At 56.0% G+C, this 23522-nt stretch carries 23 protein-coding genes and 4 tRNA genes; 13 read left to right on the forward strand and 14 right to left on the reverse strand.

Going from position 1 to position 23522, the window contains the following annotated elements; genetic code table 11:
- The first annotated feature begins 31 nt into the window (after positions 1 to 31).
- Positions 32 to 1036, forward strand: a complete 1005-nt coding sequence (locus tag WC184_09210) for a hypothetical protein (GenBank protein ID MFA7478058.1) — start codon at positions 32 to 34, stop codon at positions 1034 to 1036.
- Between the two features lie 11 nt (positions 1037 to 1047).
- Here WC184_09210 and WC184_09215 read toward each other — a convergent pair whose 3' ends face one another.
- The 3 genes from WC184_09215 to WC184_09225 form a co-directional block, all read right to left on the reverse strand.
- The gene (locus WC184_09215) at positions 1048 to 1497 is read right to left on the reverse strand and encodes a hypothetical protein (protein ID MFA7478059.1); all 450 of its coding nucleotides are present in this window, start codon (positions 1495 to 1497) and stop codon (positions 1048 to 1050) included.
- Between the two features lie 24 nt (positions 1498 to 1521).
- Positions 1522 to 1686, reverse strand: coding sequence for a hypothetical protein (locus WC184_09220; GenBank protein ID MFA7478060.1), 165 nt, complete (start codon positions 1684 to 1686; stop codon positions 1522 to 1524).
- A gap of 34 nt (positions 1687 to 1720) precedes the next feature.
- A tRNA-Ala gene (locus WC184_09225) sits at positions 1721 to 1796 on the reverse strand.
- Positions 1797 to 1914: 118 nt separating this feature from the next.
- Between WC184_09225 and WC184_09230 the strand changes: the two genes are divergently transcribed.
- Together WC184_09230 and WC184_09235 are read left to right on the forward strand one after the other, a co-directional pair.
- Positions 1915 to 2403, forward strand: coding sequence for a universal stress protein (locus tag WC184_09230; GenBank protein ID MFA7478061.1), 489 nt, complete (start codon positions 1915 to 1917; stop codon positions 2401 to 2403).
- Between the two features lie 10 nt (positions 2404 to 2413).
- Positions 2414 to 4684 (forward strand): prolyl oligopeptidase family serine peptidase, encoded by a 2271-nt coding sequence (locus tag WC184_09235; protein ID MFA7478062.1) that lies wholly within the window; start codon positions 2414 to 2416, stop codon positions 4682 to 4684.
- A gap of 85 nt (positions 4685 to 4769) precedes the next feature.
- Here the strand turns inward: WC184_09235 and WC184_09240 are convergent, their stop codons facing one another.
- Positions 4770 to 5996: a citrate synthase gene (locus WC184_09240; protein ID MFA7478063.1), complete on the reverse strand. Its 1227-nt coding sequence runs from the start codon at positions 5994 to 5996 to the stop codon at positions 4770 to 4772.
- A gap of 112 nt (positions 5997 to 6108) precedes the next feature.
- Between WC184_09240 and WC184_09245 the strand changes: the two genes are divergently transcribed.
- The gene (locus WC184_09245) at positions 6109 to 7380 is read left to right on the forward strand and encodes a citrate synthase (GenBank protein ID MFA7478064.1); all 1272 of its coding nucleotides are present in this window, start codon (positions 6109 to 6111) and stop codon (positions 7378 to 7380) included.
- A 95-nt stretch (positions 7381 to 7475) separates the two neighbouring features.
- On the opposite strand, the gene WC184_09250 is transcribed toward WC184_09245, so the two are convergent.
- Both WC184_09250 and mgtE read right to left on the reverse strand, forming a co-directional pair.
- Positions 7476 to 9071, reverse strand: coding sequence for a peptide chain release factor 3 (locus WC184_09250; protein MFA7478065.1), 1596 nt, complete (start codon positions 9069 to 9071; stop codon positions 7476 to 7478).
- A gap of 8 nt (positions 9072 to 9079) precedes the next feature.
- A complete protein-coding gene (gene mgtE, locus WC184_09255) occupies positions 9080 to 10411 on the reverse strand; it encodes a magnesium transporter (protein ID MFA7478066.1) in 1332 nt (443 codons plus the stop codon).
- Between the two features lie 377 nt (positions 10412 to 10788).
- Here mgtE and WC184_09260 point away from each other — a divergent pair, with 377 nt between their 5' ends.
- Positions 10789 to 10977: a hypothetical protein gene (locus tag WC184_09260; GenBank protein MFA7478067.1), complete on the forward strand. Its 189-nt coding sequence runs from the start codon at positions 10789 to 10791 to the stop codon at positions 10975 to 10977.
- A gap of 81 nt (positions 10978 to 11058) precedes the next feature.
- Here the strand turns inward: WC184_09260 and WC184_09265 are convergent.
- The 6 genes from WC184_09265 to WC184_09290 form a co-directional block, all read right to left on the reverse strand.
- A tRNA-Phe gene (locus WC184_09265) sits at positions 11059 to 11131 on the reverse strand.
- A gap of 35 nt (positions 11132 to 11166) precedes the next feature.
- Positions 11167 to 11244: transfer RNA gene (locus WC184_09270), tRNA-Asp, on the reverse strand.
- Between the two features lie 38 nt (positions 11245 to 11282).
- Positions 11283 to 11355 (reverse strand) — tRNA-Glu (locus WC184_09275).
- 130 nt (positions 11356 to 11485) lie between these two features.
- Entirely contained in the window at positions 11486 to 11977 is a 492-nt protein-coding gene (locus WC184_09280) for a DUF2017 family protein (protein ID MFA7478068.1), read from the reverse strand.
- A 17-nt stretch (positions 11978 to 11994) separates the two neighbouring features.
- Positions 11995 to 12282 carry an ATP-dependent Clp protease adapter ClpS gene (clpS, locus tag WC184_09285; GenBank protein MFA7478069.1) on the reverse strand — a complete coding sequence of 96 codons (288 nt, stop codon included), beginning with the start codon at positions 12280 to 12282 and terminating at the stop codon, positions 11995 to 11997.
- 14 nt (positions 12283 to 12296) lie between these two features.
- A complete protein-coding gene (locus WC184_09290) occupies positions 12297 to 13301 on the reverse strand; it encodes a COX15/CtaA family protein (GenBank protein ID MFA7478070.1) in 1005 nt (334 codons plus the stop codon).
- A gap of 84 nt (positions 13302 to 13385) precedes the next feature.
- Here WC184_09290 and WC184_09295 point away from each other — a divergent pair, with 84 nt between their 5' ends.
- The 8 genes from WC184_09295 to WC184_09330 all read left to right on the forward strand — a co-directional run bounded on the left by WC184_09295 (position 13386) and on the right by WC184_09330 (position 21742).
- Positions 13386 to 14282 carry a heme o synthase gene (locus WC184_09295; protein ID MFA7478071.1) on the forward strand — a complete coding sequence of 299 codons (897 nt, stop codon included), beginning with the start codon at positions 13386 to 13388 and terminating at the stop codon, positions 14280 to 14282.
- A 174-nt stretch (positions 14283 to 14456) separates the two neighbouring features.
- The gene (locus WC184_09300; GenBank protein ID MFA7478072.1) at positions 14457 to 16055 is read left to right on the forward strand and encodes a cbb3-type cytochrome c oxidase subunit I; all 1599 of its coding nucleotides are present in this window, start codon (positions 14457 to 14459) and stop codon (positions 16053 to 16055) included.
- 2 nt (positions 16056 to 16057) lie between these two features.
- The gene (locus WC184_09305; protein MFA7478073.1) at positions 16058 to 16675 is read left to right on the forward strand and encodes a cytochrome c oxidase subunit 3; all 618 of its coding nucleotides are present in this window, start codon (positions 16058 to 16060) and stop codon (positions 16673 to 16675) included.
- An 11-nt stretch (positions 16676 to 16686) separates the two neighbouring features.
- A complete protein-coding gene (locus WC184_09310) occupies positions 16687 to 17553 on the forward strand; it encodes a hypothetical protein (GenBank protein MFA7478074.1) in 867 nt (288 codons plus the stop codon).
- Positions 17550 to 18695 carry a cytochrome c oxidase subunit II gene (coxB, locus tag WC184_09315; GenBank protein ID MFA7478075.1) on the forward strand — a complete coding sequence of 382 codons (1146 nt, stop codon included), beginning with the start codon at positions 17550 to 17552 and terminating at the stop codon, positions 18693 to 18695. Before WC184_09310 ends, coxB begins: the two co-directional genes overlap by 4 nt.
- A 40-nt stretch (positions 18696 to 18735) precedes the next feature.
- Complete coding sequence (gene ctaD, locus WC184_09320) at positions 18736 to 20784, forward strand: cytochrome c oxidase subunit I (protein MFA7478076.1); 2049 nt, start codon at positions 18736 to 18738, stop codon at positions 20782 to 20784.
- Positions 20777 to 21388: a heme-copper oxidase subunit III gene (locus WC184_09325; protein ID MFA7478077.1), complete on the forward strand. Its 612-nt coding sequence runs from the start codon at positions 20777 to 20779 to the stop codon at positions 21386 to 21388. The genes ctaD and WC184_09325 overlap by 8 nt, the downstream gene beginning before the upstream one ends.
- A 9-nt stretch (positions 21389 to 21397) precedes the next feature.
- On the forward strand, positions 21398 to 21742 hold the full coding sequence (locus WC184_09330) for a cytochrome C oxidase subunit IV family protein (GenBank protein MFA7478078.1): 345 nt from the start codon (positions 21398 to 21400) through the stop codon (positions 21740 to 21742).
- A gap of 90 nt (positions 21743 to 21832) precedes the next feature.
- Here the strand turns inward: WC184_09330 and WC184_09335 are convergent, their stop codons facing one another.
- Both WC184_09335 and WC184_09340 read right to left on the reverse strand, forming a co-directional pair.
- Positions 21833 to 22558, reverse strand: coding sequence for an ABC transporter permease (locus tag WC184_09335; protein ID MFA7478079.1), 726 nt, complete (start codon positions 22556 to 22558; stop codon positions 21833 to 21835).
- Positions 22558 to 23475, reverse strand: a complete 918-nt coding sequence (locus WC184_09340; GenBank protein ID MFA7478080.1) for an ABC transporter ATP-binding protein — start codon at positions 23473 to 23475, stop codon at positions 22558 to 22560. The genes WC184_09335 and WC184_09340 overlap by 1 nt, the downstream gene beginning before the upstream one ends.
- Positions 23476 to 23522: the final 47 nt, after the last annotated feature.

A 23522-nucleotide genomic window follows, 5' to 3' on the forward strand; every position in this document is an offset into this window, starting at 1 on the left:
GAATGTCATACGCTCGTGTGATACTGGAACGGTGATCGAGCGAGCAATCAACTTCGAGCGGCCCCGCCGCATGCGCTGTGGATCATGTCGCCATGAATGGCATGTGACTGCTGAGTGGCTGGACCGCTTCAACCAGGCTCTTGAAGGCTGCCCTGCCTGCGACACTGATTGCCAAGGCGAGGACCGCCCAGACTTCTGCGCGGACCCCGAAGACCCCTCGCTAGACGACGCGGCCACGCGGAAGTTCTCCTGGTATCATTCATCGACCCATCAGAGCTGGCCAAACAGGAACTTCGACCCGGCTGCACTATTGACTGATGTCACCAAGCGCCGCATGGAAGCGATGTGCTCTGGGGTTGAAGCTTGGGCGAGTCGGCAGAAGACCAAGGCGCTGCACGTCGGCACGTATGAGGCAGCGATCGAGAACATGTTCCGGCGCATGGATGACCAAGACAGCTTTGACGACCAGTTCTACCTCTACCGCGTACAGCTTGATCCCAACTGCGTGATTGAGCCGGGTGTACACCAGGAGCCCACGAACTTCGTAGGTGACGCCTATCTGGCCGAAGTGTGCGCTCCCGGAACCAACGTGCTCAGGTACGTGAACGTTCATGAGGACCCGTCAAGCGTCTCTCTGGCTATCGAACCGAGTGCAATACGAGCCGTTCAAGGGATTCCGATACCTCTAGCCGTGGATGCGACCGACTCGTGGGTGCTGGACGCGACCGCACGGTTGTGGGAGGCCACGTCCAAGCCTGCGCCACAGCCGACGGGGAAACTCGAGCGATTTCAATTCAGGGAGGTCACGGTACTGGCAACCGAGGCGCGCAGGCTCGAAACAGAGATTGCCGCTGGATTGCCTCTGGCACTAAGAGAAAGATTCACCACCAGATTCGATGAGGCAGGCTTCGATACGGCCCCCACCGCGTTCCCCACCAAACTGGTCGGTCTGGCGACACTCGCTACAGCGCCGCGAGCCGTACTCGACGCGCTCGATGCTCAGCCGTGGCGCGTTCTTCCGGCCATTGAGGGTTAAGCCTCCTTCTCTCAGTAGCTCTCTGGCCGGCAGGCGTGCACCTGCCGGCCAGAGAGCGAAGCGAACCCGACCAGCCGCCCGTCAATATTCCGACCGTCGTTCTCACGGTGCACAAGGACGGCGTTCTGACCGCCACCCTCGACGGCGCACCATTGGTGTTCGCCGACCTCATGACCGCACGACCCGGAACCCGTTATTGAGGCGAAGCCACCACCTGCGAACGCAAGTCGATGTTCGTGCCCGACATCGAAGCCGCCGTCGAGGACGTCGACCGCCGGGTGCATATACCCGAGAACATCGTCACCGCGCTCCGCGAGCTGGTCACCTCTGAGTTCGAAAGGCTCCACGCGAGCGCCCGTCGCGTCGCGTTCCTCGACGCCCAGATCAACGCCGGAGACATTCAGTGCGACCAGGCCAAGGCCCATCTTGAAGGCTGCCTCGCCCTTGCCGGAGACAGCCACGCGATCTACATGAGCATGGACGACTCACTGCGCCGCCTGGCCAACCAAGCCTTCTTCGACAAGCTCATCGTCATGCCCGACAACACCGTGACCGGACAGCCCGGCGAACCGTTCAACAGCCTGATCAACCCTGACGTCCAAAGCGCCGCGCTCGCCCGACAGCGAGCCACGACGGAATCTGGACGTCAAACCGGTAATGTCGCCGGTTTGAACAACGACCCTTTGGTGGAGGCGATGGGAATCGAACCCACGACCTACGGCTTGCAAAGCCGCCGCTCTGCCAACTGAGCTACGCCCCCGGCGGAGTACATGCTAGGCGAAACGCCTAAGTTAAGTCGACTACGGCCATGAGTGGCATTAGTCACCGCAAGCATGCAACCATTTCAGTAAATCCAAGACCCGGTTAGGACACTTTGCATGGAAGTAATTTTGATTGCCGATGATGGTTCCCAGGCGTCACGACGGGCAGTGAGGTGGGCTGCTAACAACCTTCCGGTAGCGGACAAGCGGGTGGTGCTTTTGCATGTGGCCGCCCCACCGGCAACGCCCATGAGCGGGAGTGGCCTTGTCGCCCCCGATGTTTTGGCCATGAACACTGGTGACACCGGCGATGCGGGCCAAGAGCTGGTAGCGGAAATCAAAGAAAACCTTGCCCAAACCCGCAAGCAGGCCAATCTTCCCCAGGACACTGAGCTCAGGGTTGTTTGGGGTGATCCAGCCACAGAAATTGTGGTGGTAGCCAAAGAACTGAATGCCGACCTGGTGGTAATGGGTAGCCGGGGACGGGGTTTCCTGGGCCGAGTAATTCTGGGTTCGGTAAGCAGCCATGTTGTGCACCACGCCGGACTTCCAGTGCTGGTAATTCCACCTCAAAGCGAAGACGCCGACACCAAGACGGCCAGCTAACCACGTGTAAATGTCATTTCCTCGCCAAAACGCCCGCACTCGTCGCTTCACCCTTGGCGCCCCCCGCACCCCAACTCTCAACAAAACCGGCGACCGCCTCTTCTTCCTACGTAGCGAAACCGGCATCGACCCCGTGCATTCTCTGTGGCTGTACCACACTGCTTCGGGGGAAGAAACCTGTTTACTCGACCCGAAACACCTAGAGGTTGACGAAAACCTGCCCGCTGCGGAGCAAGCTCGGCGAGAACGTGCCCGTGAAACCGGTGAAGGTGTGGTGGCCTATTCGATTTCCAACCAAGGCGATCGGGCGGTGGCGGCACTCGGTGGACGCTTGTTTTTGGTGGATGTTGACCATCGCTCCACCCACGAACTACCCGCATCGCCAGGAGCATACGACCCTCAGCTAAACCCCACCGGCACCCACGTCGCCTACGTAGTAGACGGCACCCTTCGCAAACTCGACATTGAAGCCGCAATAGCGTCTACCTCGGTTACTGCCGTCGACCCCAACAGCCCGCCAACCACGCTCACCAACAACCCAACCCCAAACACCACCGCTATGCCCGGTGAGACAATTGTGGCTAGTGAACCCGACATCAGCTGGGGCGCTGCCGATTTTATTGCCGCCGAAGAACTTTCCCGTACCCGAGGGTTCTGGTGGGCCCCTGATGGAAACGCCTTGATTGCCGAACGGGTCGACGAGACACCGGTTGCAACCTGGTATATCGCTTCGCCAGCAGAACCCGAACAACCGCCTCGGCCAATCCGCTACCCGGCCGCCGGAACCAACAACGCGGCCTGCTCGCTCGCTATCTTCACCAACACCAATAGCCGAATCGACATAGCGTGGGATAACGAAACCTATCCCTACCTGGCTCGGGTCACCTGGGCGAAAGATCACCCGCCAGTGCTAGCAGTGCTGAATCGAGCCCAGACCACCATGGTGTTCTTGGCTGTCGATGTGGAAACTGGTGAAACCTCGGAATTGTTGCGCCACGAAAACGGCTATTGGGTGGAAGTGGTGCCTGGCAGCCCGCAATGGCACGAAAACCAACTAGTCACGGTGGCCGATGAAGGCAACGCCCGGCGGGTGATGGTCGATGGCCAGCCCTTAAGCAGCGACGATCTTCAAGTACGAGCCCTAATCGACACCGACGATAACGGTGTTTTGGTAACCGCTTCTGCAGACGACCCCACCATGGCCCTACTGGTAGAGGTTGCCTGGGATGGTACCCACACGGTGTTAACCCCAGAACCCGGGGTTTATAGCGCTATTCGCAGTGGCGAAACTCTGGCCTTAACCGCCCAGAACCTCGCGACCGCCGGCGCCTCACTGACCGTGGGCCCAGCAGCACAAGTCCTCGCCGCGACCAACCAGCCGAACAATGAAATAGAACGCACCCAACCGGCTACCAGCCATCTCGGCACCCAAACAGGTTCCCCCCACAACACCACCAGCGGAAACGAAACCTCGCTACACACCATTGCTTCATACGCTGAAGTTCCGGAGGAAAACCTCAACATCCAACTCTTAGAGCTTGGCGAGCGCCGACTCCGCGCCGCCCTTCTCCTCCCCGAAGAACGCCTGGGCATCAAAGAAAAGCTGCCCGTGTTGCTCGATCCCTACGGCGGGCCTCACGCCCAGCGGGTGCTACAAGCCCAAAGCGCTTTTTGGGCATCGCAATGGTTAGCGAACCAAGGGTTCGCGGTGCTAGTAATCGACGGCCGCGGCACACCCGCTCGCGGCCCGGCCTGGGAAAGAGAAGTCCACGGTGACCTGGCGGCCCCCGTCTTAGAAGACCAAATCGACGGTCTGATGGCCGCCGCCCAAGCACAATCGAGGCTCGACCTCACCAGGGTTGCCATCCGAGGCTGGTCTTTTGGTGGCTACCTAGCGGCCTTAGCAGTGCTGAAACGCCCCGATATTTTTCATGCCGCGGTGGCCGGGGCACCGGTGACGGATTGGCGTTTGTACGACACGGCCTACACCGAACGTTACCTGGGCCATCCCGACGAAGAACCCGAAAATTATGCTCGCACCAACCTGATACCGCTTGCCCCACAACTTGAACGCCCATTGATGCTCATCCATGGTTTGGCCGACGACAACGTGGTTATGGCCCATACGCTGACACTTTCCCGGGCGCTATTAGAAGCAGGCCGAATGCATACCGTATTGCCTCTTTCAGGCGTAACCCATATGACTCCTCAAGAAGAAGTGGCCGAAAACCTGCTACTTCTTCAAGTCGAGTTTCTAAAGAACGCCCTGGCGCATCCCTAAAATATTGAAGAAGCGCCGCGGCACCCGAGGCAAACCCTGCGGCACCAGATGGAAACGCTAAGGAACCGAAGGGAAACGTGTGAGATTAAAGGGGGAGCGGTGCCGGTGCCGCTGGCCCCACGTATAAGGCGCTTGGCCGGATAATTTTATTGGCTTCCACTTGTTCCAAAATGTGTGCGCTCCAACCAATGGCACGACTAGTGGCAAAAGTCGGTGTGAACATTTCTCGTGGCACCCCAGCCAGCTCCATTACCACGCCAGCATAAAACTCGACGTTGGCGTACAGCTCACGCCCAGGTTTGAGCTCTGCCAAAATTTCAACGACTCGGCGCTCTACCACCTCGGCAAATTCCACTAGCTCTCCGCCCAGTTCATGGGCGCATTCATGCAAAAGCTCTGACCTTGGATCTTGGGTTCGATATACCGCATGGCCGAACCCCATCATCTTTTCGCCCGCTTCCACCCGTGGTCGCACCCATTCGTCGATATGTTCAACGGAGCCAATTTCATCAAGGGTGTCGAGCGCTCGCGATGGGGCACCACCATGCAGCGGGCCCGACAATGCCCCAATAGCACCCACCATCGCGGCGCCAACATCGGCCCCCGTGGAGGCGATTACTCGAGCGGTAAAGGTTGAAGCGTTGAAACCGTGGTCAATGGTCGCAATCAAGTAACGCTCAACAGCTCGAGCATGTTTAGCCGAAGGTACCTCGCCGGTGATCATACGTATGTAGTCGCTCACCCAGTCGAGGTTCGGGTCAGCCGACAGAACCGGCAGGCCATGCGAAGCGCGATACAGGCCAGCTGCTAAAGCGGGCATAGTGGCCACCACGCGCAAACCTTGTTGGGCAATGGTGGCACGATCCAAATCGAGCACCGGAGCAAAACCTTCTGCCGCGGCCAACAACGACACGGCACTACGCAACATATCAAGGGGCCCAACCGCACCAGCCGCCGCAATGTTGGGCAAGGCTTCCAGAACCGTTGCGGGCAACGGCGCTCCACGTAATTCATCGGTACGGGCTTTGAAGGCTTGGCGTTCAGCGGCCGTAGGCAACGATCCCTCTACAAACAAGTGCCACACTTCATCGAGCCGCTTATGTTTGGCCAGTTCAACAGCGGAATATTGGCGATAATGATAGAAACCCTCGCGACCGCGTACATCCCCAATAGCGGTTTCTGCGGCCACCACACCTTTTAGCCCAGCGGGCACTTTGATGAGCGGATCTTCGGTGTGCTTTCTAGCTTCGACACCATTATCAAGACCATCGGAATGGCTAGGTGCTGGCTGATGGCTTTCCATAGTGGACACAGGTGAAGACTCCTTGTAATTGCTACTTCCAGCATGGCTACTAGATCAAGCATTGTCAACGTTGATTCAATCAATCATGATAGAGTCAATACGGCGGCAAGAAGGACGGCAAATGGCAGATAAAACCCACTCGGATTTAAGCGAACCGACCCTCACTGCCCGTGAAGCGGCTGCGCGTTTAGGGGTCAAGGTCGAAACGCTGTATGCCTATGTGAGCAGAGGCATGCTGCCCAGCCATCGGGCTCTAGACGGGCGAACCAGCCTCTTCGCCCTTAGCGACATTGAGCAGCTTGTTAAACGGAATCGTAGGCCCAGCGAACGCGACCGCCTGGAAGTAATAATCGATACCAGCATCACTGCTATCTATGACGATTCGTTCTTTTACCGTGGTCGCAACGTTGCCGAGCTATGCATTGAAAAACCGTTCGAATGGGTGGCGGAATGGCTTTGGCTGGGCGAAACCAATGACTTCAACGATGGGGCTGCTATCCCTTGGCAGGCCAGCATTAAATCAGCCGAGCTGATCGCAAGCGAAGTGGCTCGCCTGCCGGTTTCTTCCACCTCTGGCGACCAGCTGCGAGTCGCGGTCGCCGTAGCTGGGGCCACCCACTCGCTTCGCCACGACCTCCGTCCTCGAGGCGTGGCTCACACTGCTCGGCGTCTAATTGCGACCATGGTTGATTCCCTGCCACTTCGCCAAAACCTAACAGCACCAGCAACACAAATAGCGCCACTTGCTGAACGCCTATGGCCCAGATTGTGCCCCTACCCGGCCGAACCCGAGTGGATTCAGGCCTTAAATGCAGCTTTGGTTCTGCTCGCCGATCACGAATTGGCAGCCTCTACGATCGCCGCTCGCGTGGCGGCCTCAACCCGAGCCGACCCATATGCGGTGGTCTCTTCTGGTCTCGGTGTGCTTAGCGGAAGTTTGCACGGAACGGTGAGCGCCGCGGTACAACAACTCTTAGCTGCGGTCCAAGCCAACAATCTGGGCCGGGTAGATCTTGACCGGGTGGGGCGCATAATTTCTGACCATCTTCGTCACGGTCAGGCCGTACCTGGTTTTGGGCATCCTTTGTATCCCAACGGCGATCCTCGAGGCGCAGTGCTACTGGCTATGGTGCGCAATCTGGCCCGTGAGAAAGAGCGATTGTCTGAAGTGGACGCCGTAATTGAAGTCATGTCCGAAGGGGCACCAGCGCAACCCAATGTTGATTTCGCATTGGCGGCTTTGGCGCACGTGGCTGGCATGGACCAAGGTGCTGGTGAGGCGATATTTTCTGTCGCTAGATCAGCAGGCTGGATAGCTCACGCTATAGAGGAGTACAACGAACCGCCCAATCGGTTTCGTGCTCGGGCACGTTATATCGGCAGCAACCATTAGGCGAACCTGGCCACTAACCGGTCTTGGTCACTCGGCTAGAGCATTTCAACCTTGCCAAGCGATGTCAAGAGTAGGGCAGCGTGGGCGAAGCGGGGTTAATGAACCCCGTCGGCAATAAGGCGTTCTAAGGTCAACTCAGGATGGTCGGCTTCCACCCGGGCCAACCAATAACTCGATTCGAAAAGCGCCAATCGGGTGCCATCGGCACGTTGCAGCACGTCAACGCCGCGCATGGCCCGCAAGGCCGATTCGCTCTGGGCGTCGGTGCGTCGGGCAATGGTGTACGAGGTCGGGCTTAGCTCTACCGGCGCACCGAACTCGTTTTCCAAACGATGAATTGCCACCTCAAATTGCATCTGGCCCACCGCCGCCAGAGTGGGGGCCTGATCTCCAATGTCGGGGTCGCGCAGCACCTGCACTACGCCTTCTTCATCTAATTGGTGAATGCCCGAACGGAACTGTTTGAAGCGACCCACATCTCGTACCCGGATGATAGAAAACAGCTCGGGCGCAAAGCTGGGAATGCCGGGGAAAGTGACTGGCTTATCAGCCCAAATCGTGTCGCCAATGCGCAAATCGGTGGCGTTGACTAACCCGACCACATCCCCTGGCCATGCATCTTCCAAGGTTTCGCGGTCTTGGCCGAAAACCTGTTGAGCATATTTTGTTGCAAAAGTTCTACCGGTACGGTCGTGGGTAACCATCATGCCGCGTTGGAAATGCCCAGAGCAGACTCGGAAATATGCCAAACGATCGCGATGGGCGCGGTCCATGTTGGCCTGAACCTTGAAAACGAAGCCCGAGAATGGAGCATCAAGGGGCCGCAGGTTGCCAGCAACATCAGGCCACGAAGTGGGGCTAGGTGCCATATCAACCACACCGTCAAGCATCAGTCGCACCCCAAAGTTGGTAAGGGCGGAACCGAAATAGACGGGGGTGATCATGCCAGCTTGAAACAGCTCGTCATCAAGGCCAGCGCCAACCTCATCTAAGAGGGCCAGCTCGTCGATAGCGGCCTGCCACGCTGGGCCTTCCGACGCTGCCGCCTCGGCGGCGCTCATTCGTTCTTCGCCTGCTTCGGTAGCACCATGAGCGGTGCGGGTGAAACGGATAAAGGTGTTGTCGCGTCGGTCGATAACCCCACGAAAATCACCGGCAATGCCGACTGGCCAAGTTACAGGCACGGGTTGAATGCCTAAAGTGCTTTCAATCTCATCGAGCAGTTCAAGGGGGTCGAGTCCGGGGCGGTCCCACTTGTTGATGAAAGTGAGAGTCGGCATCTCACGCTCTCGACATACCTCAAAAAGCTTCAAAGTCTGAGGCTCAATGCCTTTACCGGCGTCGAGGACCATCACGGCGGCGTCGGCAGCGGCTAGAACACGGTAGGTGTCTTCTGAAAAGTCGCGGTGTCCGGGGGTGTCTAGCAGGTTGACTATGCACTCTCGGTAGGGAAACTGGAGCACGGTCGAGGTGATCGAGATTCCCCGCTTCTGTTCTAGTTCCATCCAGTCAGAGGTGGCCGCTTTACGGCTACCACGGGCCTTAACGGCTCCGGCACCCGAGGTGAGGGCACCGCCATACAACAAAAACTTCTCGGTTAGCGTCGTTTTACCGGCGTCAGGGTGAGAAATAATGGCGAAGGTGCGTCTTCGGGCGGCTTCGATGGAGGCGGTTGTGTCTAACACAGACATGGCGGTGCCTAGATTCCTAGAACAAGTTTGGCGATCATGAAATAGATGATCAGGGCGGTGGCATCCACCAAAGTGGTAATAAATGGTGCCGAAATCACCGCCGGATCTACTCCTACTCTACGGGCAATTAGGGGCAACATGGCACCAACTGAGGTGGCCCAGGTGCAGATAACCAACAAGGTCGACCAAATCACCAGCGCCAACTTGGCATCGTAAATCAGCGAAACTGGAATCGCAGCCGCGGTTGCCAGCACTAGGCCGGTCATCACCCCAGCGGCGGCTTCACGCCACACGATTCGAGGCAAGTCGCCAGGTCGTACTTCTCCCACTGCCATAGCACGAATAACAGCTGTCGATGATTGTGCGCCAGAATTGCCACCGGTGTCGGTGAGGAGCGGAATAAAAAGTACCAGGCTGGCAGCTTTGGCCAAGGTGTCTTCAAAGGCCTGTAATACGTTCACTGTCAAAACCGCCGTGGCAATAAGCACCAACAGCCAACCAGCGCGAGACCGGGCCAAACGGTAAGCACTGACCGAAAGGTAGGGGGAACCTAGTGGGCTTGAACCACCTGACAGGGCGAAGTCTTCGGTTTCTTCTTGCTCTAACACTCGCAAAGCATCGTCAACGGTAATTACCCCAACCAAACGATCTTCTGAATCCACCACCGGAAGAGCAATCAGCCCGGCTTCACTCACCAAGCGGGCCGCTTGTTCTTGGTCACTGTCGGTCGAGATGTGGTGAACTTCGGTGGTCATTAAATCGCCCACCAAGGTGTCAGGTGAAGCTAAGACCAACGACTTTAAGCCGGTGATGCCAATGAGCCGGCGGTGATCATCGAGTACCGGTAACGCGTAAACAGTTTCGGCGTCTAAACCTTCGCGACGGATTTTTTCCATGGCTTCGGTTACGGTCATCGACTCACGAAGAGATACGAACTCGGGCGTCATCAAACGACCAGCAGATTCTTCGGGATAACCCAACAAGAGTGTGGTTAGTGCTCGTTCGTCAGCACTTAGGGCACCTAAGAGGCGTTTGGCCACCATGGCTGGCATCTCACCCATCAGACGCGCCCGGTCGTCAGGGTCTAGATCTTCAAGAATGGTGATAACGCGGTCGTCGCGCAGGCCATCCAGCACACGTTGTTGATAGAACGGGTCGAGTGCTTCAAAAACCTCTAAGGCTCGTTCTCGATCGAGTAATCGAAATGCTACGGCGGTTTCAGTGAGGTCTAATCGGGTCAGTTCATCAGCGATTTCAAGCGGATGCGTGTCATCGAGCCACGCGAGAAGGGGGGCGGTATCACCGTCCCGTACTAGTGCATCAATGCGAACGTCACTCACGGTTCGCTACCTTCCAAATCGAAAACTGGCTGACTTTCCCGCCGCGCACACGATGGCGTTACCTGGGTCGCCTCCGAGTCCTATCGGGGACATTGTAGTTTAAAAGCGTACTTAGGCCCGATTCAACGCTTTCGCTGGCGGAACGGCTGCTTTTGTGGCCATGACAACCCTCAGACCGGTAACAACCCTGCGACAGGGCGGCGTCCCGGCGGTGGTTGACTAATAGCAGATACCCACTAGGGTATAGGGTGGCTATTGGCATATGCGGGCTGTGGTCGACCACAAAGGCTGTGGTCAACCACAACAAATGCACCTGCTATGAAGTCAGAAGTAGCACCGTTATGAAATCGGGAGAAACCGTGCAGCCTCAAATCAAATTGAGTTCTGAGGATCAAAACATCGAAGAAGGTTGCGCCACTGGCAATTGTGCCAGGCCGGCCCTATCCGCCGATGCCGGGGTCAAAGAGCGTTTAGCTTGGTGGTTCCGTGGCCTTCTCACCCCTTGTTCGTTAGTCAGAATTTTCGCCGTGGTAATTTTGGCCATGGCCGTACTGTCAAGCGTCTAGCCAAAGCGCGTCTCGGCGCGGCGTTTTAGGTTCCAAAACGAAGTCGGACCAGACCGTTAGGGCCTGGTCCGATTCAAAAGGTGGTCGAGACCGGCGTCGATCCGGTGACCTTCCGCTTTTCAGGCGGACGCTCTGCCAACTGAGCTACTCGACCATGCGCTCGTAGCTTGGGCTTGAGCGCTAGAACAATGGCGGTCCCGACGGGATTTGAACCCGCGACCTCCGGCTTGACAGGCCGGCGTGAACTCCAGACTTCACCACGGGACCAGATTGTTCACAACATTCCGAAAAATGTTGCTATGTAGCACCCCCAACGGGATTCGAACCCGTGTTTCCTCCTTGAAAGGGAGACGTCCTAGGCCTCTGGACGATGGGGGCTCGCTCTCGAAGGAGGGCTGTAGCACTTTAGCAGCTAAGGCCACGTGGAGCGCTAATTCCCACCTTCTAGAACTGAACAGCTCATATGTTTAGCCGGTTTCGAACCACTAAGCATAACTGAAGCTTCAAACTAGCCAACCTCACGTAACGCCGTCACAATTTGATCGACCAAATGTCCTAGTACTTCATAGGCTGAAACCATGGCCGCTAGGGGATCGGCAGGCTCAACCACAAGCGGTTCCTCTTCCGATACGTCCAAAATCGTGCCAAGCACTAAGCGCAGCGAATTGGTGCTTCGCATCCAGGCTGAAACTTCATCTTCAGTCAGGGTTTCGTGCTGCAGCGTTGAGATCACGAGCTTTGCAGCGTCGCGTTGCTGTTGCACCAGATCATCACGAACCAGGTCTTGGAACTCTTGTTCAGCTTGCGCATTGTCGGGGTAGGCCGTGGGAAACAAACGCCAGGTTACCGAGGCGTCGGTAGCCAGAAGCTCTTCCAGCTGGCCTAGCAAATTCACAAGAAGAGCCTCAACACCTTCCGGTAGGGCTAGCTCGAACTCGCCAGCTTTGCCACGGCGAACCCAACGCCGGTCGAAAAAGCCGAATCCGCCATTTGTCGCCATGTGATCTCCGTTGACTTTTAATCTTGTTGCATAGTCGCCCAGAGTCCGTGCTCATGTAGGCGAAATACGTCGAGCTCAGCTTTTTCCCGGCTCCCGTTCGAGACCACGGCCTTACCTTCATGATGTACGGCCAACATCAACTGAGTGGCCTTTTCTACGCTGTAACCAAACAATTTTTGGAAAATATAGGTTACGTAGCTCATGAGATTAATGGGGTCATTCCAAACGATGACGACCCACGGACGGTCAGGGTCGATATTGGTTTCGCTAACCGGTGGGGCCAGCTCAACGGGCGAGGCACTCATCACGACCATGTTATTCAGGTTGCAACCGCTTCTTGGCGCGCTGGCGTGGAAGTGGTGTGATTGTACTCAAGCCATAGCCAGATGCTGGCAACCCAAACGCTGATGGCACCCACGATATGTAGGAAAACCAGCCCGGCGGGCACTCCATTCCAATATTGGAGGTAACCAACCGCCCCTTGGGCTAGCGCCAAAATCAGAATTACTGAAACCTGGGTTAACAACCGCTGAGGGGCGTTTTCTTTACGTAAATAAATCGCCGTGATCACCAACACGGCCAGGAAGACCCAGGCTGTCACACTGTGCCACCTAGTGATTGAAGGCAGAAACAGTCCTAACCGAGCCGCATTTTCATCTCCGCCGTGGGGCCCAGAACCCGTGACTAAAGTACCCACCACCATTACGGCTAACGAGGTAATGGCCAACATAGATACCCAGTAACGCGAAGCAGAGCTCTGCTGGTTAGTCGAAGCAAGTGACGGTAAGTGTTGGGAACGCGGGCTCTGCGTAGCACCTGGTGCCGCCACCGGTTCGGAAGCGTCGGTGAAAAGTTCGGTGCTCATTCGGGCCTGGTGGTAAAGCACGACCGCGAAAAACAGCAGTATTACCGAGATCAAGAAGTGAACTATGACCGTTGAAGGCAAGAGGTCAAAGCGGATAACAAGTGCCCCCACCAGAATTTGGGCAATGACCCCAGCCAAGATGGCGTATGAAAGCGTGAGCAGCTCGCCACGATAGGGAAGTCGTTTGCGGGCCGCCCAAATGGCTAACAACACCGCCACCAGAACTGGCAAAGAAACCATCCGGTTAATGAACTCAATAATGGCGTGATAATGCGTCGGCGGTACGAAACTATCGCTTTCGCATCGCGGCCAATCCGAGCAACCAAGGCCCGATCCGGTTAACCGTACCGCGGCGCCCGTCAGCACAATCAGCACCTGAGTCACAAGAACACCAAGTGCAATTCGTTCGAAACCCTTGGGGGTGAAGTGCTGTCGCTGCGACGATTTAGAAAGAGCCACGTTCATTCATGCTAGAGGGGTAGGCCCGCCGAAGCGGAATGCTCGTCTTTGCCTTATCTGAGGCCCAGCCCTACCCTAGCTAGCGTGCTAAAGACCGGTTCATCGTCGTTCCTGGCGCGCTGCGCGGGATACGTGGCGTTGACCAAGCCCAGGATTATCGAACTATTGTTGGTTTCAACGGTGCCGACAATGGTGGTAGCTAAGGGCGGAATGCCATCAATTTGGCTAATTGTTGCCACGGTAATTGGCGGAACTTTGTCGGCGGGCGGTGCCAACGCCATTAACATGTACGTTGATCGCGACATCGATGCCATAATGACGCGCACCCAAAACCGCCCCCTGGTGACCGGCATCATCACACCACGAAATGCCATCATCTTTGCGGTCACTATTGAAGTCATCGCCTTCTTTTGGCTCTGGTACTTCGTGAACCTTCTTAGTGCCGTCCTAGCCGTCGCCGCCTGTCTGTTCTATGTCTTTGTCTACACGCTCTGGCTAAAGCGCACCTCGAAGCGCAACGTTGAAATTGGCGGCGCTGCTGGTGCCGTGCCGGTATTGATCGGCTGGACATCGATTACGAACGGTTTGGAATGGGCACCCGTCGTGCTCTTCCTGGTTGTTTTCTTCTGGACACCGCCCCACACCTGGGCCTTAGCCACTAAATACAAAGAAGATTACTCGTCGGTACACGTTCCCATGCTGCCCGCCGTGGCCAGCATGGAATATACGGCCGTAATGTCCATCGTTTATAGCTTGGCCATGTGGGCGGCTAGTTTACTCTTTTGGCCTCTGGCCGATATGGGCCTACTGTATGGCGTCGCAGCCATCGTTCTAGGCGCCATCTTCACCTGGTATTCATGGATTTTGTATCGAGAAAAAACTCCGAAAGCAGCCATGCGGCTATTCGGATGGTCAATTACCTATCTGACGCTCTTATTTGTCGTGATGGCAGTGGACCAATTCATAGATATAAGGCTGTGAGCTTGAAAAAAACGTTCACGGCGACCGATGTCACAACACCTGCAATAATTTCTTTAGCCATTCCAGTTCGAAGTACACCCTCCAAACTGTGTAATCTCGCCCCAAGTAGTAAGACTTACTCAGCAGCGGGACTTTCACACCGTTGACCCCGTCGAGGCATCTAAACCAATGACCATGACTGATACAGCGCCGGCGACCGGCACCAATAGCGAAGTGGTTGAAGCTCCCAACTATAACTACGGGAAGCTCGCCGAACTTGTCGCTACCGGAGAACACGCCCGAATTGGCCGGTTCTTCCTTGGCGGAGGGATGCTCGGCCTAATCGGCACCTTAACCGTTGGCCTATTGCTCGACCTTGAGCGTACGTCACCCACGAAGGTCGAAATCCTCGACTCAGACGTACTGGGTCAGCTGATCAGCTCTCATCGCCTCGGCTTGTTGCTAATCGGAATAATTCCGGCCCTGATAGGTCTGGCCATAAGCGTGGTACCCCTTCAAGTTGGGGCACGAACCATTGCTTTCCCCCGTGCAGCAGCGCTCGGATTTTGGACTTGGCTTATGGGTACTGTGCTTTGGCTGGCCGGATACCTAATGGGCGGTGGTCCTGGCGGTGGCGATCTGCAGGGCACCGATCTTTGGATCCTGGGCAACATAATGGTGGTAGGCGGTCTATTGGTTGCCACCGCCAGCGTGGTAACCACAGTGCTCGGTATGCGAACCACCGGCATGAATCTTGCGCGTACCCCATTGTTCTCATTCTCGATGCTCGTTGCTGGCTCGGTGTGGTTCATCACCTTGCCAGTTTTGGTAGCCAACCTGGTCTTGGTCTACATCGACCACCGATACGGTCAAGTACTCTTCGGCGCTAGCGAAGCAATTTACGCTCAGCTCGCCTGGTTGGCTGGCCAACCCCAAATCTACGCGGTGGCCATTCCCGTCTTGGGCATTCTGGGCGAAACGGTTCCGGTCTTCGCTAAGGCCCGCTCGGCTTCAAACACTCTGTTCCAGGTCGCGATCAGTGCCTTTGGACTCTTTGCCATCGGTGTATGGGCACAATTCTCCATGTCGAACGTGGCTAACCCCGATGCCACTTCACTGCTCAAGAACCCTATCTACATCGCATTTGGCACTCTGGTCGTGATCCCGGTGCTCCTAGCTCTGGCCTTGTCGGCTGCCACAATTCGCGCTGGCAAGTTAAACGCCAAGGCCCCCTTCATAAGTGCCCTCTTAGCCGGGCTAGTACTATTAGCCGCCACCGTGGCTGGCCTGCTCAATGTCATTGAGCCCCTAGATTTGGCTGGCACCACCGCTGCGCTTGGCCACTTCAACCTGGTAGCCGGGGCCGCCATCTTAGGTCTCGTTGCCGGTTTGTGGTTCTGGGCGCCGAAGATTTACGGCAACATGTTGGCAGAAGGTCCCGGTCGACTGCTGGGCTTGGTGCTCGCCCTTGGCGCTTTGCTGGCTGGCGTTGGATTCGTGGCCGGTGGCTTCTTAGAACAGCCTGATTCCCCCAACCCCGGTGCCCTCAAAGACGGTGTCGACATGCTCAACTTGGTGGGCGTGGTCGGTTCGGCCTTGTTGTTGCTAGGTGTGGTGGGTGCCGCTGGTGCGGTGCTTGGCTCTCGTCGTAGCAAAACCAGCCCGGGCGAAAACCCCTGGGATGGGCACACCCTTGAATGGTCAACCGCGTCGCCGCCGGTTCGGGGAAACTTTACCGAAACACCCGAAGTCTCTAACGAGTCTCCTTTGTTTAGCGATCGAGAGGAAGCATGAGCATGAGCACCCTTGATCTTGGCGTCGCCGATCAGATCCCAGCTGAAGTACCTGAAGCTGCACCGGCCCGCCCCCGGCTAGTGCTTATTGCCACAGCTTTTGCGGTACTCGCCTTTGGCATGTTCCTGGCCGGTCTATTTGCCGTCTATGTGAGCCAGCGAGCAGCTTTCGGCGAAGGTTGGATTCCCGATGGTGCCGGTACCATTCCACTCGCACCGGCTTCGGTCATGTTGGCCACCATGGCCATGTCATCAATCACGGTGCAATGGGCGGTCTACGCAATTGCCAGAAACGACCGGCTCAATAGCTATTTGGCGGCCGGGCTGTCATTCTTCTTTGCTATCGCCTTCCTGAACCAAGGTGTTTTCCTCTTCAAATCGATGGGCTGGGAGATTCTCGGCGATAACGCCCTCCAAGCCACGCTAATTAACGCCATTGCCGGTACCCAGTTCCTCATGCTGGTAATCGCCATGGTGTATCTGGCAGTCGCCACCTTCCGAAGTCTCGCTGGCCAGTATTCGGCCCGAGATCATGAAGGCATGGTTGGCGCAGCTATGTTCTGGCACGCGGCGGTCATTGCTTATGCGGTGATCTGGGCTGCTATCTACAACATCAAGTAAGGGCATCACTGATGATTACACTTGGCGCAAAGATATATTTCGGCCTTAGCGTTATCGCCATTATCGCAGCAGCGATATTCGGTTTGGCCACCGATGCCTCACTCCTTGGGGTCCTTTCCTTTGGCTGGAGCGGGCCGATTGGCGATCAACACGCCTACATCTTGTTGATGAGCGTGGCGTTAGCGGCCTTCTTTATGGGGGTGGTAACCACTGCCTACCGTGATGCTGACCCACAAGCGGTGCTACAGCTCGCTGGCGGAGAAACTCTGCCAGTTGTAGAACCACCCGCCACTATTGCACCTTGGCCACCAGTGGCCGCCATGGGATTAGCACTGGTGATGATCGGCCTTGTGGCCGCCCCGTTTGTCTTCGGTGTAGGAATTTTAGTTCTTGCCATCGCCACCGTGGAGTGGACCGTTCTGGCCTGGTCAGATAGCGCCACTGGCAGCGCCGGAATCAATCGTGCCATTCGACATCGGGTGATGTCCCCGGTGGAAGTTCCTGCGGCAGCGGTACTCTTGGTCTTCACCTTTGTATTCTTTGTTTCGCGCATCCTGTTGTCGTTGTCACAGTGGGGGGCGCTAGCAGCATTTGCACTTACTGGAGCAGTGATTTTGTTGCTCGCGATCATTCTGTCTAACCGCGATGGCGCTGGCCGTGCTGTAGTCGCCACGGTCTTGATCTTGGGTGGTCTCGCAATTGTGGTCGGCGGCTTGATTGGTGTGGCTGTAGGGGAACGTGAATTCCACCAAGCTGGTGGTGGCAGTGCTGCGGTGGTTGTATCTAACGGCCACGAGCTAGTAGAAGCGACTGACGCCGGTGGGGCCAGTGCCCAGGCCAGCGTCCAGAGCCTTAGCATTGGAGAAAACAGAGCATGACCTTCGCTAAGAAGAATTCATCTCGCAAACCGAATTCCTGGCTTGGTTTAGGCCTCTTAGGTCTAGTAGCCGTTTTCCTAAGCGGTTGTGCTACTGGAACTCCGCTTGACACCTTGCAACCCGAAGGCCGCGAGTCAAAGGTTATTCACTCGCTGGTCGGCCCGGTCTTTATCGTGGCTGGCGTAGTCATGGTGTTCGTCCTGGGCGCGGCTATCTACATGGCTTGGCGTTTCCGTGAACGCTCGAGCGACGACCCCGATGTATTGCCAGAACAAATTCACGGTAATAACAAGCTTGAAATTGGCTGGACTGTGGTACCAACCGTGGTGCTAGCCGTGATCGCTGTGTTTACCCTGGTTCAGATTTTCGATCTCGAAAAGCGCGATGACGACGCCCTTCATGTGCTGGTGGAAGGTAACCAATGGTGGTGGCAATTTAGCTACGACCTTGATGGCGACGGTGAATACGACATCGTGACGGCCAACGAAATGGTTATAGAAGCTGGACGTCAGGCCGACCTTTCCATCACTTCGAACGACGTTATCCACTCTTTTTGGATTCCGCGGTTGAACGGTAAACGCGACGCAGTTCCGGGCCGTATGCACACCCTTTCCCTTGAGAGCGAGAAGCCTGGCTATTTCTTCGGACAATGCACCGAATTCTGCGGCTTGAGCCACGCTGAAATGCGTATGCGAGTGATCGTGCTTCCCCCCGATGAGTTTGAGCAGTGGATACAAGATCAGCTGGCCGATGCCCGCCCAGCCGAAACCGAAGCTCAACAACGTGGACAGGAAGTTTTCGAAGCAAACTGTGCCTCCTGCCACCGAATCCGTGGTTTGGAAACTCAACCCAGTGACGAAAAAATCCCTCTGGTGTCGAACACTGCTCCTGATTTAACACACTTCGCATCACGTCGGGTTTACGCTGGCGGGATCTTTGAATTGTACGACGACGACGGTAATGTTGATCGCGGTCAGCTGTCTGCTTGGATTCGAGATCCAAAGTCGCAAAAGGCAATGGCTCCCGATGAACAACGAGGAATGCCGACGCTTGGTTTGGATGAGGACCAGATCAGTGATGTTGTTGAGTATCTGATTTCGACCGCTGATGGACCGGTTTGGACCGGCCCCCGTAACGACTGAGCTTTCGGGCATCGGTCACTAGTTTCGGAGAACTAGCACTATGGCTAACATCGAGGCAACCCCCGCCGCATTAACAACAGGGGGCCATAAAGGTGGCACTGCCGCCCTGGGCGTATTCAAACGTCCAACGGCTAGCACGGGCTGGCGCTCATGGCTAACCACCGTTGACCACAAGCGTGTGGGCATCATGTACGGCGCGGCCGCGCTGTTCTTCTTGATGATCGGTGGTGTTGAAGCACTGCTGATCCGCTTGCAGTTGGCTGTACCAAACGGCACGCTGCTTGATGCTGACACCTACAACCAAGTGTTCACCATGCATGGCACCACCATGATCTTCTTGGCGGTGATGCCCATTGGTTCAGCTTTTGCTAACTACCTGATACCGCTACAAATCGGTGCCCGTGACGTAGCTTTCCCCCGCATGAACGCCTTCAGCTTCTGGGTGTTCCTCATGGGTGGAATTATGCTGAACTCGGCCTGGTTCCTAGGCGGCGCACCCGATGGCGGTTGGTTTAACTACGCTCCAAACTCTGGTGTCGTGTTCTCCCCAACTCACGGTATCGACTTTTGGAATATGGGTATCTTCCTCACTGGTTTCTCATCGTTGACCGGTGCGGTGAACCTAATTACCACCTTCTTTAACCTGCGTGCGCCAGGCATGACGTTAATGAAGGTCCCGGTATTTAGTTGGATGGCGATTGTTACCCAGTTCCTGCTGCTCTTCGCTGTTCCTTCGCTAACCGTTGCGCAGATCCTGTTGGCTATGGATCGCCTCTTTGACGCTAACTTCTTCAAGGTCGAAGCCGGTGCCGATCCGCTGTTGTGGCAGCACCTCTTCTGGATCTTCGGTCACCCTGAGGTGTACCTGATGATCATGCCAGCCTTCGGGATTGTCTCCGAGATCATTCCAACGTTCTCTCGCAAACCAATCTTCGGCTATCCCTTTATGGTGTTCTCTGGAATTGCCATTGGTTTCATGGGCTTCGGCGTTTGGGCGCACCACATGTTCGCCTCAGGTATGGGCCCACTTTCGGTGGCCGCCTTCGCCTTAGCCACCATGTTCATCGCGGTCCCAACCGGTGTAAAGATTTTGAACTGGCTGGCCACCATGTGGGGCGGGCGACTGCGCTTTACCTCGCCCATGCTGTTCTCGATTGGGCTTATCACCATGTTCACCATCGGTGGACTTTCAGGTGTAACCCACGCCATCGCGCCAGCTGATACCCAGCAAACTGACACCTACTACATTGTGGCGCACTTCCACTATGTGCTCTTTGGTGGTGCCTTCTTTGCCTTCATCGGTGGTTTCTATTACTGGTGGCCGAAAGCGTTTGGTTACACCTTGAGTGAGCGTTTGGGCCACTGGAACTTCTGGATCATGATGGTGGGCTTCAACCTCACCTTTGGTCCCATGCATATTCTCGGGCTACAAGGCATGAGCCGTAGGGTTTATACCTACGACGCTAACTATGGCTTCGAATTCTGGAACTTCTGGGCCACGGTTGGTGCCTTCATCCTGGCCACCTCGGTAATCATGTTCGTGGTGAACGTGTTAATGAGCTATGCCAAGTTCAAGAAGAACGCGGTCAACGTTGGTCCTGACCCATGGGATGCCCGAGGTTTGGAGTGGATGCTGCAATCTCCAACACCAGTTCACAACTTTGACGTAACGCCTACTGTCACTCAGATTGACGAGTTCTGGCACCGTAAATACGCCGAAGATGAAGACGGTGTGGTCCGTCGTATTGCTACCGGTGAGGAAATCGCACAGCCCGGTGACGGAACCGGGGTGCATTTGCCCTCACCGTCATACTGGCCATTGGTGACAGCGGTCGGAATGCCCTTCATTGCTTGGGGTCTAATCTTTAACCTGTGGATCACCCTTGGTGGAGTAGTGGTGTTTGTGGTCGGCGTTTGGGGTTGGGCTATGGAGCCACCAGATGACATCGACAACGTGCCTGGACACGGCGAAGACGATGCAGCAAGCCCATCGGGCGAAGCGTCGGCCATCGACGAGTCCGCCGAGAGCACCGATGCCGAATCGAGTGACGAATCCACGCTTACGCCTGAGGAGGCTCCCGTTGGCTGATGCAATGGCAGTAGCAGGGCATGCTCCTGCTGACCCAATGGATACCACCACAAATATTCCCAGCGTTAAGTTGGGCATGTGGGTGTTCCTTGGCTCTGAGTGCATGCTCTTTGGTGGGCTGATCTCCACCTATCTGCTCTATAAGGGGCGTGTCCCAGCGGGTGGTATCCAGCCGCGAGATGTGTTTGACATCTGGTTCACATCGGCTTCTTCGTTTGTGTTGCTGATGAGTTCTCTCACCATGGTTCTGGCACTGTCGGCCATTCAACGTGGCGACATTGCTCGGCTGAAGCTGTGGCTGCTGACTACCGGGCTTTTGGGTTCAACTTTCATCGCCGGTCAGGTTTATGAGTTCACTGCCTTCTACCGTGAAGGATTGGGCTTTACTACCAACATCTTTGCCTCGGCGTTCTACACGCTCACTGGTTTCCATGGCGTTCACGTAACCATTGGAATAGTGATGTTGTTCTCACTGCTAATACTGGCAATGCGCGGCAAATTAGATGAGCGTAGATCAGTGGCGGTAGAAACCGTTGGCTTGTACTGGCACTTCGTAGACATCGTGTGGATTCTGGTCTTCACGATTGTGTACCTGATCCCATAGGAACTAAAGATGAGCTCCATGTCTCCAGAATCTGGCGCGGCAAATACCAAGCTTAAGTCGGAAGCGCATCCGAGCGAAAAGACCTACGTCAAGATCGCCCTCATCTTGGCGGTGCTAACTGCAGCCGAGGTTGCCACCTACCCCTCAGAAGATGCTTTGGGCTCGGCGGTTATCCCCATCTTGTTGGTATTGATGGTCATTAAGTTCTGGTATGTCGCGGCCTTTTTCATGCACCTCAAGTTTGATACCAAGCTGTTTAGTTCGGTATTTGTTGCCGGGCTAGTGGCATCGTGTGCCGTTTACATTGGTGCTTTGGCTAGTTTCGAGTTCTGGTCGTCGGGTTACCTAAGCTAAACGGTCGGCGGCACGGTAACCGCCTACTAGGTTGCCACCACCGCGGTTAATACAACTCCATAATCTAAGAATTGATTTGGGCCCTTGCGCTCACTGCCAGCGAAAGAATTTACTCGCTAAAGCCGGTGAGACGAGGGCCCAAATGCTTAAAGTCACCCAGGCATGGGTCGGGCCCCATCCCCCGGCCAGGCTGGCCCTCACGAGCTGTGCGAAAGCTGTGCTAGGAAGCAAGCCCGAAAGGGTGGCCAGAATACCAGGTATACCATCAAGGGGAATGATGATGTCGCTGAAGAGGAGTAACACTAAGTAGACGGCGTTAGCAGCCGCCAAAACCACCAAACCGGGCAAGGTGCCTGCTAAGAGCAGGGCCACACCGGCAAAGGCAATGGTGGCCAAGACAACAGCGCCAACCAGCGGAAGCGGATGGATAGAAGGCGACCAGCCGAGCGCCAAGGCCAAAGGAAGTAGCACCAATAGCTGAATCAGTTCGATGGCGATGACGGTGGCGGTCTTGGCGATCAATAACCGAGGCCGACCAAGGGGCGTGGTACCTAAACGCTTCAAGACCCCGTATTGGCGTTCGAACCCAGTAGCAATGGCTAGGCCGGTGAAGGCACTTGATAGTACTGCCAGCGCCAAGATGCCCGGTGCCAAATAATCCACCGAATTGTCCACCTGCTCGGGCACCGGCAGAACGTCGACCAACGAAAAAAACGTCAGCAATAACACTGGAATGCCCAGCGTTAGAAGTAGCTGCTCGCCGTTACGAAGGTTCAGCTTCAGCTCAGTAGAAATCTGGGTGCGTAAAGCGTTCACTAGGTCTCTTCTTTAGTCAGGCGCAGGAAGATCTCTTCGAGACCCAAACGGCTGCCATGTAGCGTTCCAAGCGAAATCTGGTTCGCCGCCAGCCAAGCGGTCAGGGCTGCGATGAGAACTGGATCGGGCGGTGCGGCGATCAGATAGTTACCACCACCCAAACTTTCTACCTGATGTCCGAGGTGCCGCGATAGTTCGTGGGTTTCGAAGGTTGAGTTGGTTGAGAACTGCGTGTCAGCCGGATGGTCAGCAAGCAGCACTTCAATATCGGCATCGGCCACGACCAAACCGCGATTCATAATGATCACCCGATCGGCCAGGGTTTCAGCTTCCACCAGATCATGGGTGCCTAATACAAAGGTGACGCCTTCACTACGCAGTGTGCGGATAAGGCCATGCACCAGATGTCGTCCTTCAACGTCCAATCCAGCGCCCGGCTCGTCCAAGAACACAATGTCGGGCTGACCAATAAGAGCCAACGCCAGGCTCAACCGCTGTTTCTCACCTCCCGAAAGAGTGCGCCAGGTTGCTTTGGAGCGATGGGCCAGGCCAACCCTCTCCAAAAGAGTCTCGGGGTTCAGCGGGTTTGGGTAATAGCTAGCAAAGAGCCGCAGAACCTCCAGTGGTCGAATGCCAGGATACACGCCACCGGATTGCAGCATTACGCCCATGCGGGCCACCAAAGCTTTGTGATCACGAATGGGGTTCAGGCCGAAGACCGTAACAGAACCAGATGAAGGTTTAATATAACCTTCGAGCGCCTCGATGGTGGTCGTTTTCCCAGCACCATTAGGGCCTAGAAGAGCCGTTACTTGACCCGGGAAACCATGGAAGCTGATGCCTTTAACGGCACGGGTATCCCCGTAGTCAACCACCAACGAATCCACACTAATTGCGGGCGCCACACCTAGCTTCACCGCTACAACGCTAACCGCGAAAGGGCTGCTCTGCGATATAGGTATCG

This window comes from Acidimicrobiia bacterium (assembly GCA_041676705.1).
In the GTDB taxonomy this organism is placed as follows: Bacteria; Actinomycetota; Acidimicrobiia; order Acidimicrobiales; family SKKL01; genus Actinomarinicola.

Bases quoted from the DNA above. Each gene is read 5' to 3' on its own strand.
- WC184_09305 (MFA7478073.1), top strand. From the start codon at position 16,058: ATGAGCACCCTTGATCTTGGCGTCGCCGATCAGATCCCAGCTGAAGTA.
- clpS (MFA7478069.1), bottom strand. From the start codon at position 12,282: ATGAGTGCCTCGCCCGTTGAGCTGGCCCCACCGGTTAGCGAAACCAAT.
- WC184_09310 (MFA7478074.1), top strand. From the start codon at position 16,687: ATGATTACACTTGGCGCAAAGATATATTTCGGCCTTAGCGTTATCGCC.
- WC184_09300 (MFA7478072.1), top strand. From the start codon at position 14,457: ATGACTGATACAGCGCCGGCGACCGGCACCAATAGCGAAGTGGTTGAA.
- WC184_09250 (MFA7478065.1), bottom strand. From the start codon at position 9,071: ATGTCTGTGTTAGACACAACCGCCTCCATCGAAGCCGCCCGAAGACGC.
- WC184_09280 (MFA7478068.1), bottom strand. From the start codon at position 11,977: ATGGCGACAAATGGCGGATTCGGCTTTTTCGACCGGCGTTGGGTTCGC.
- WC184_09245 (MFA7478064.1), top strand. From the start codon at position 6,109: ATGGCAGATAAAACCCACTCGGATTTAAGCGAACCGACCCTCACTGCC.
- WC184_09230 (MFA7478061.1), top strand. From the start codon at position 1,915: ATGGAAGTAATTTTGATTGCCGATGATGGTTCCCAGGCGTCACGACGG.
- WC184_09330 (MFA7478078.1), top strand. From the start codon at position 21,398: ATGAGCTCCATGTCTCCAGAATCTGGCGCGGCAAATACCAAGCTTAAG.
- coxB (MFA7478075.1), top strand. From the start codon at position 17,550: ATGACCTTCGCTAAGAAGAATTCATCTCGCAAACCGAATTCCTGGCTT.
- ctaD (MFA7478076.1), top strand. From the start codon at position 18,736: ATGGCTAACATCGAGGCAACCCCCGCCGCATTAACAACAGGGGGCCAT.
- WC184_09235 (MFA7478062.1), top strand. From the start codon at position 2,414: ATGTCATTTCCTCGCCAAAACGCCCGCACTCGTCGCTTCACCCTTGGC.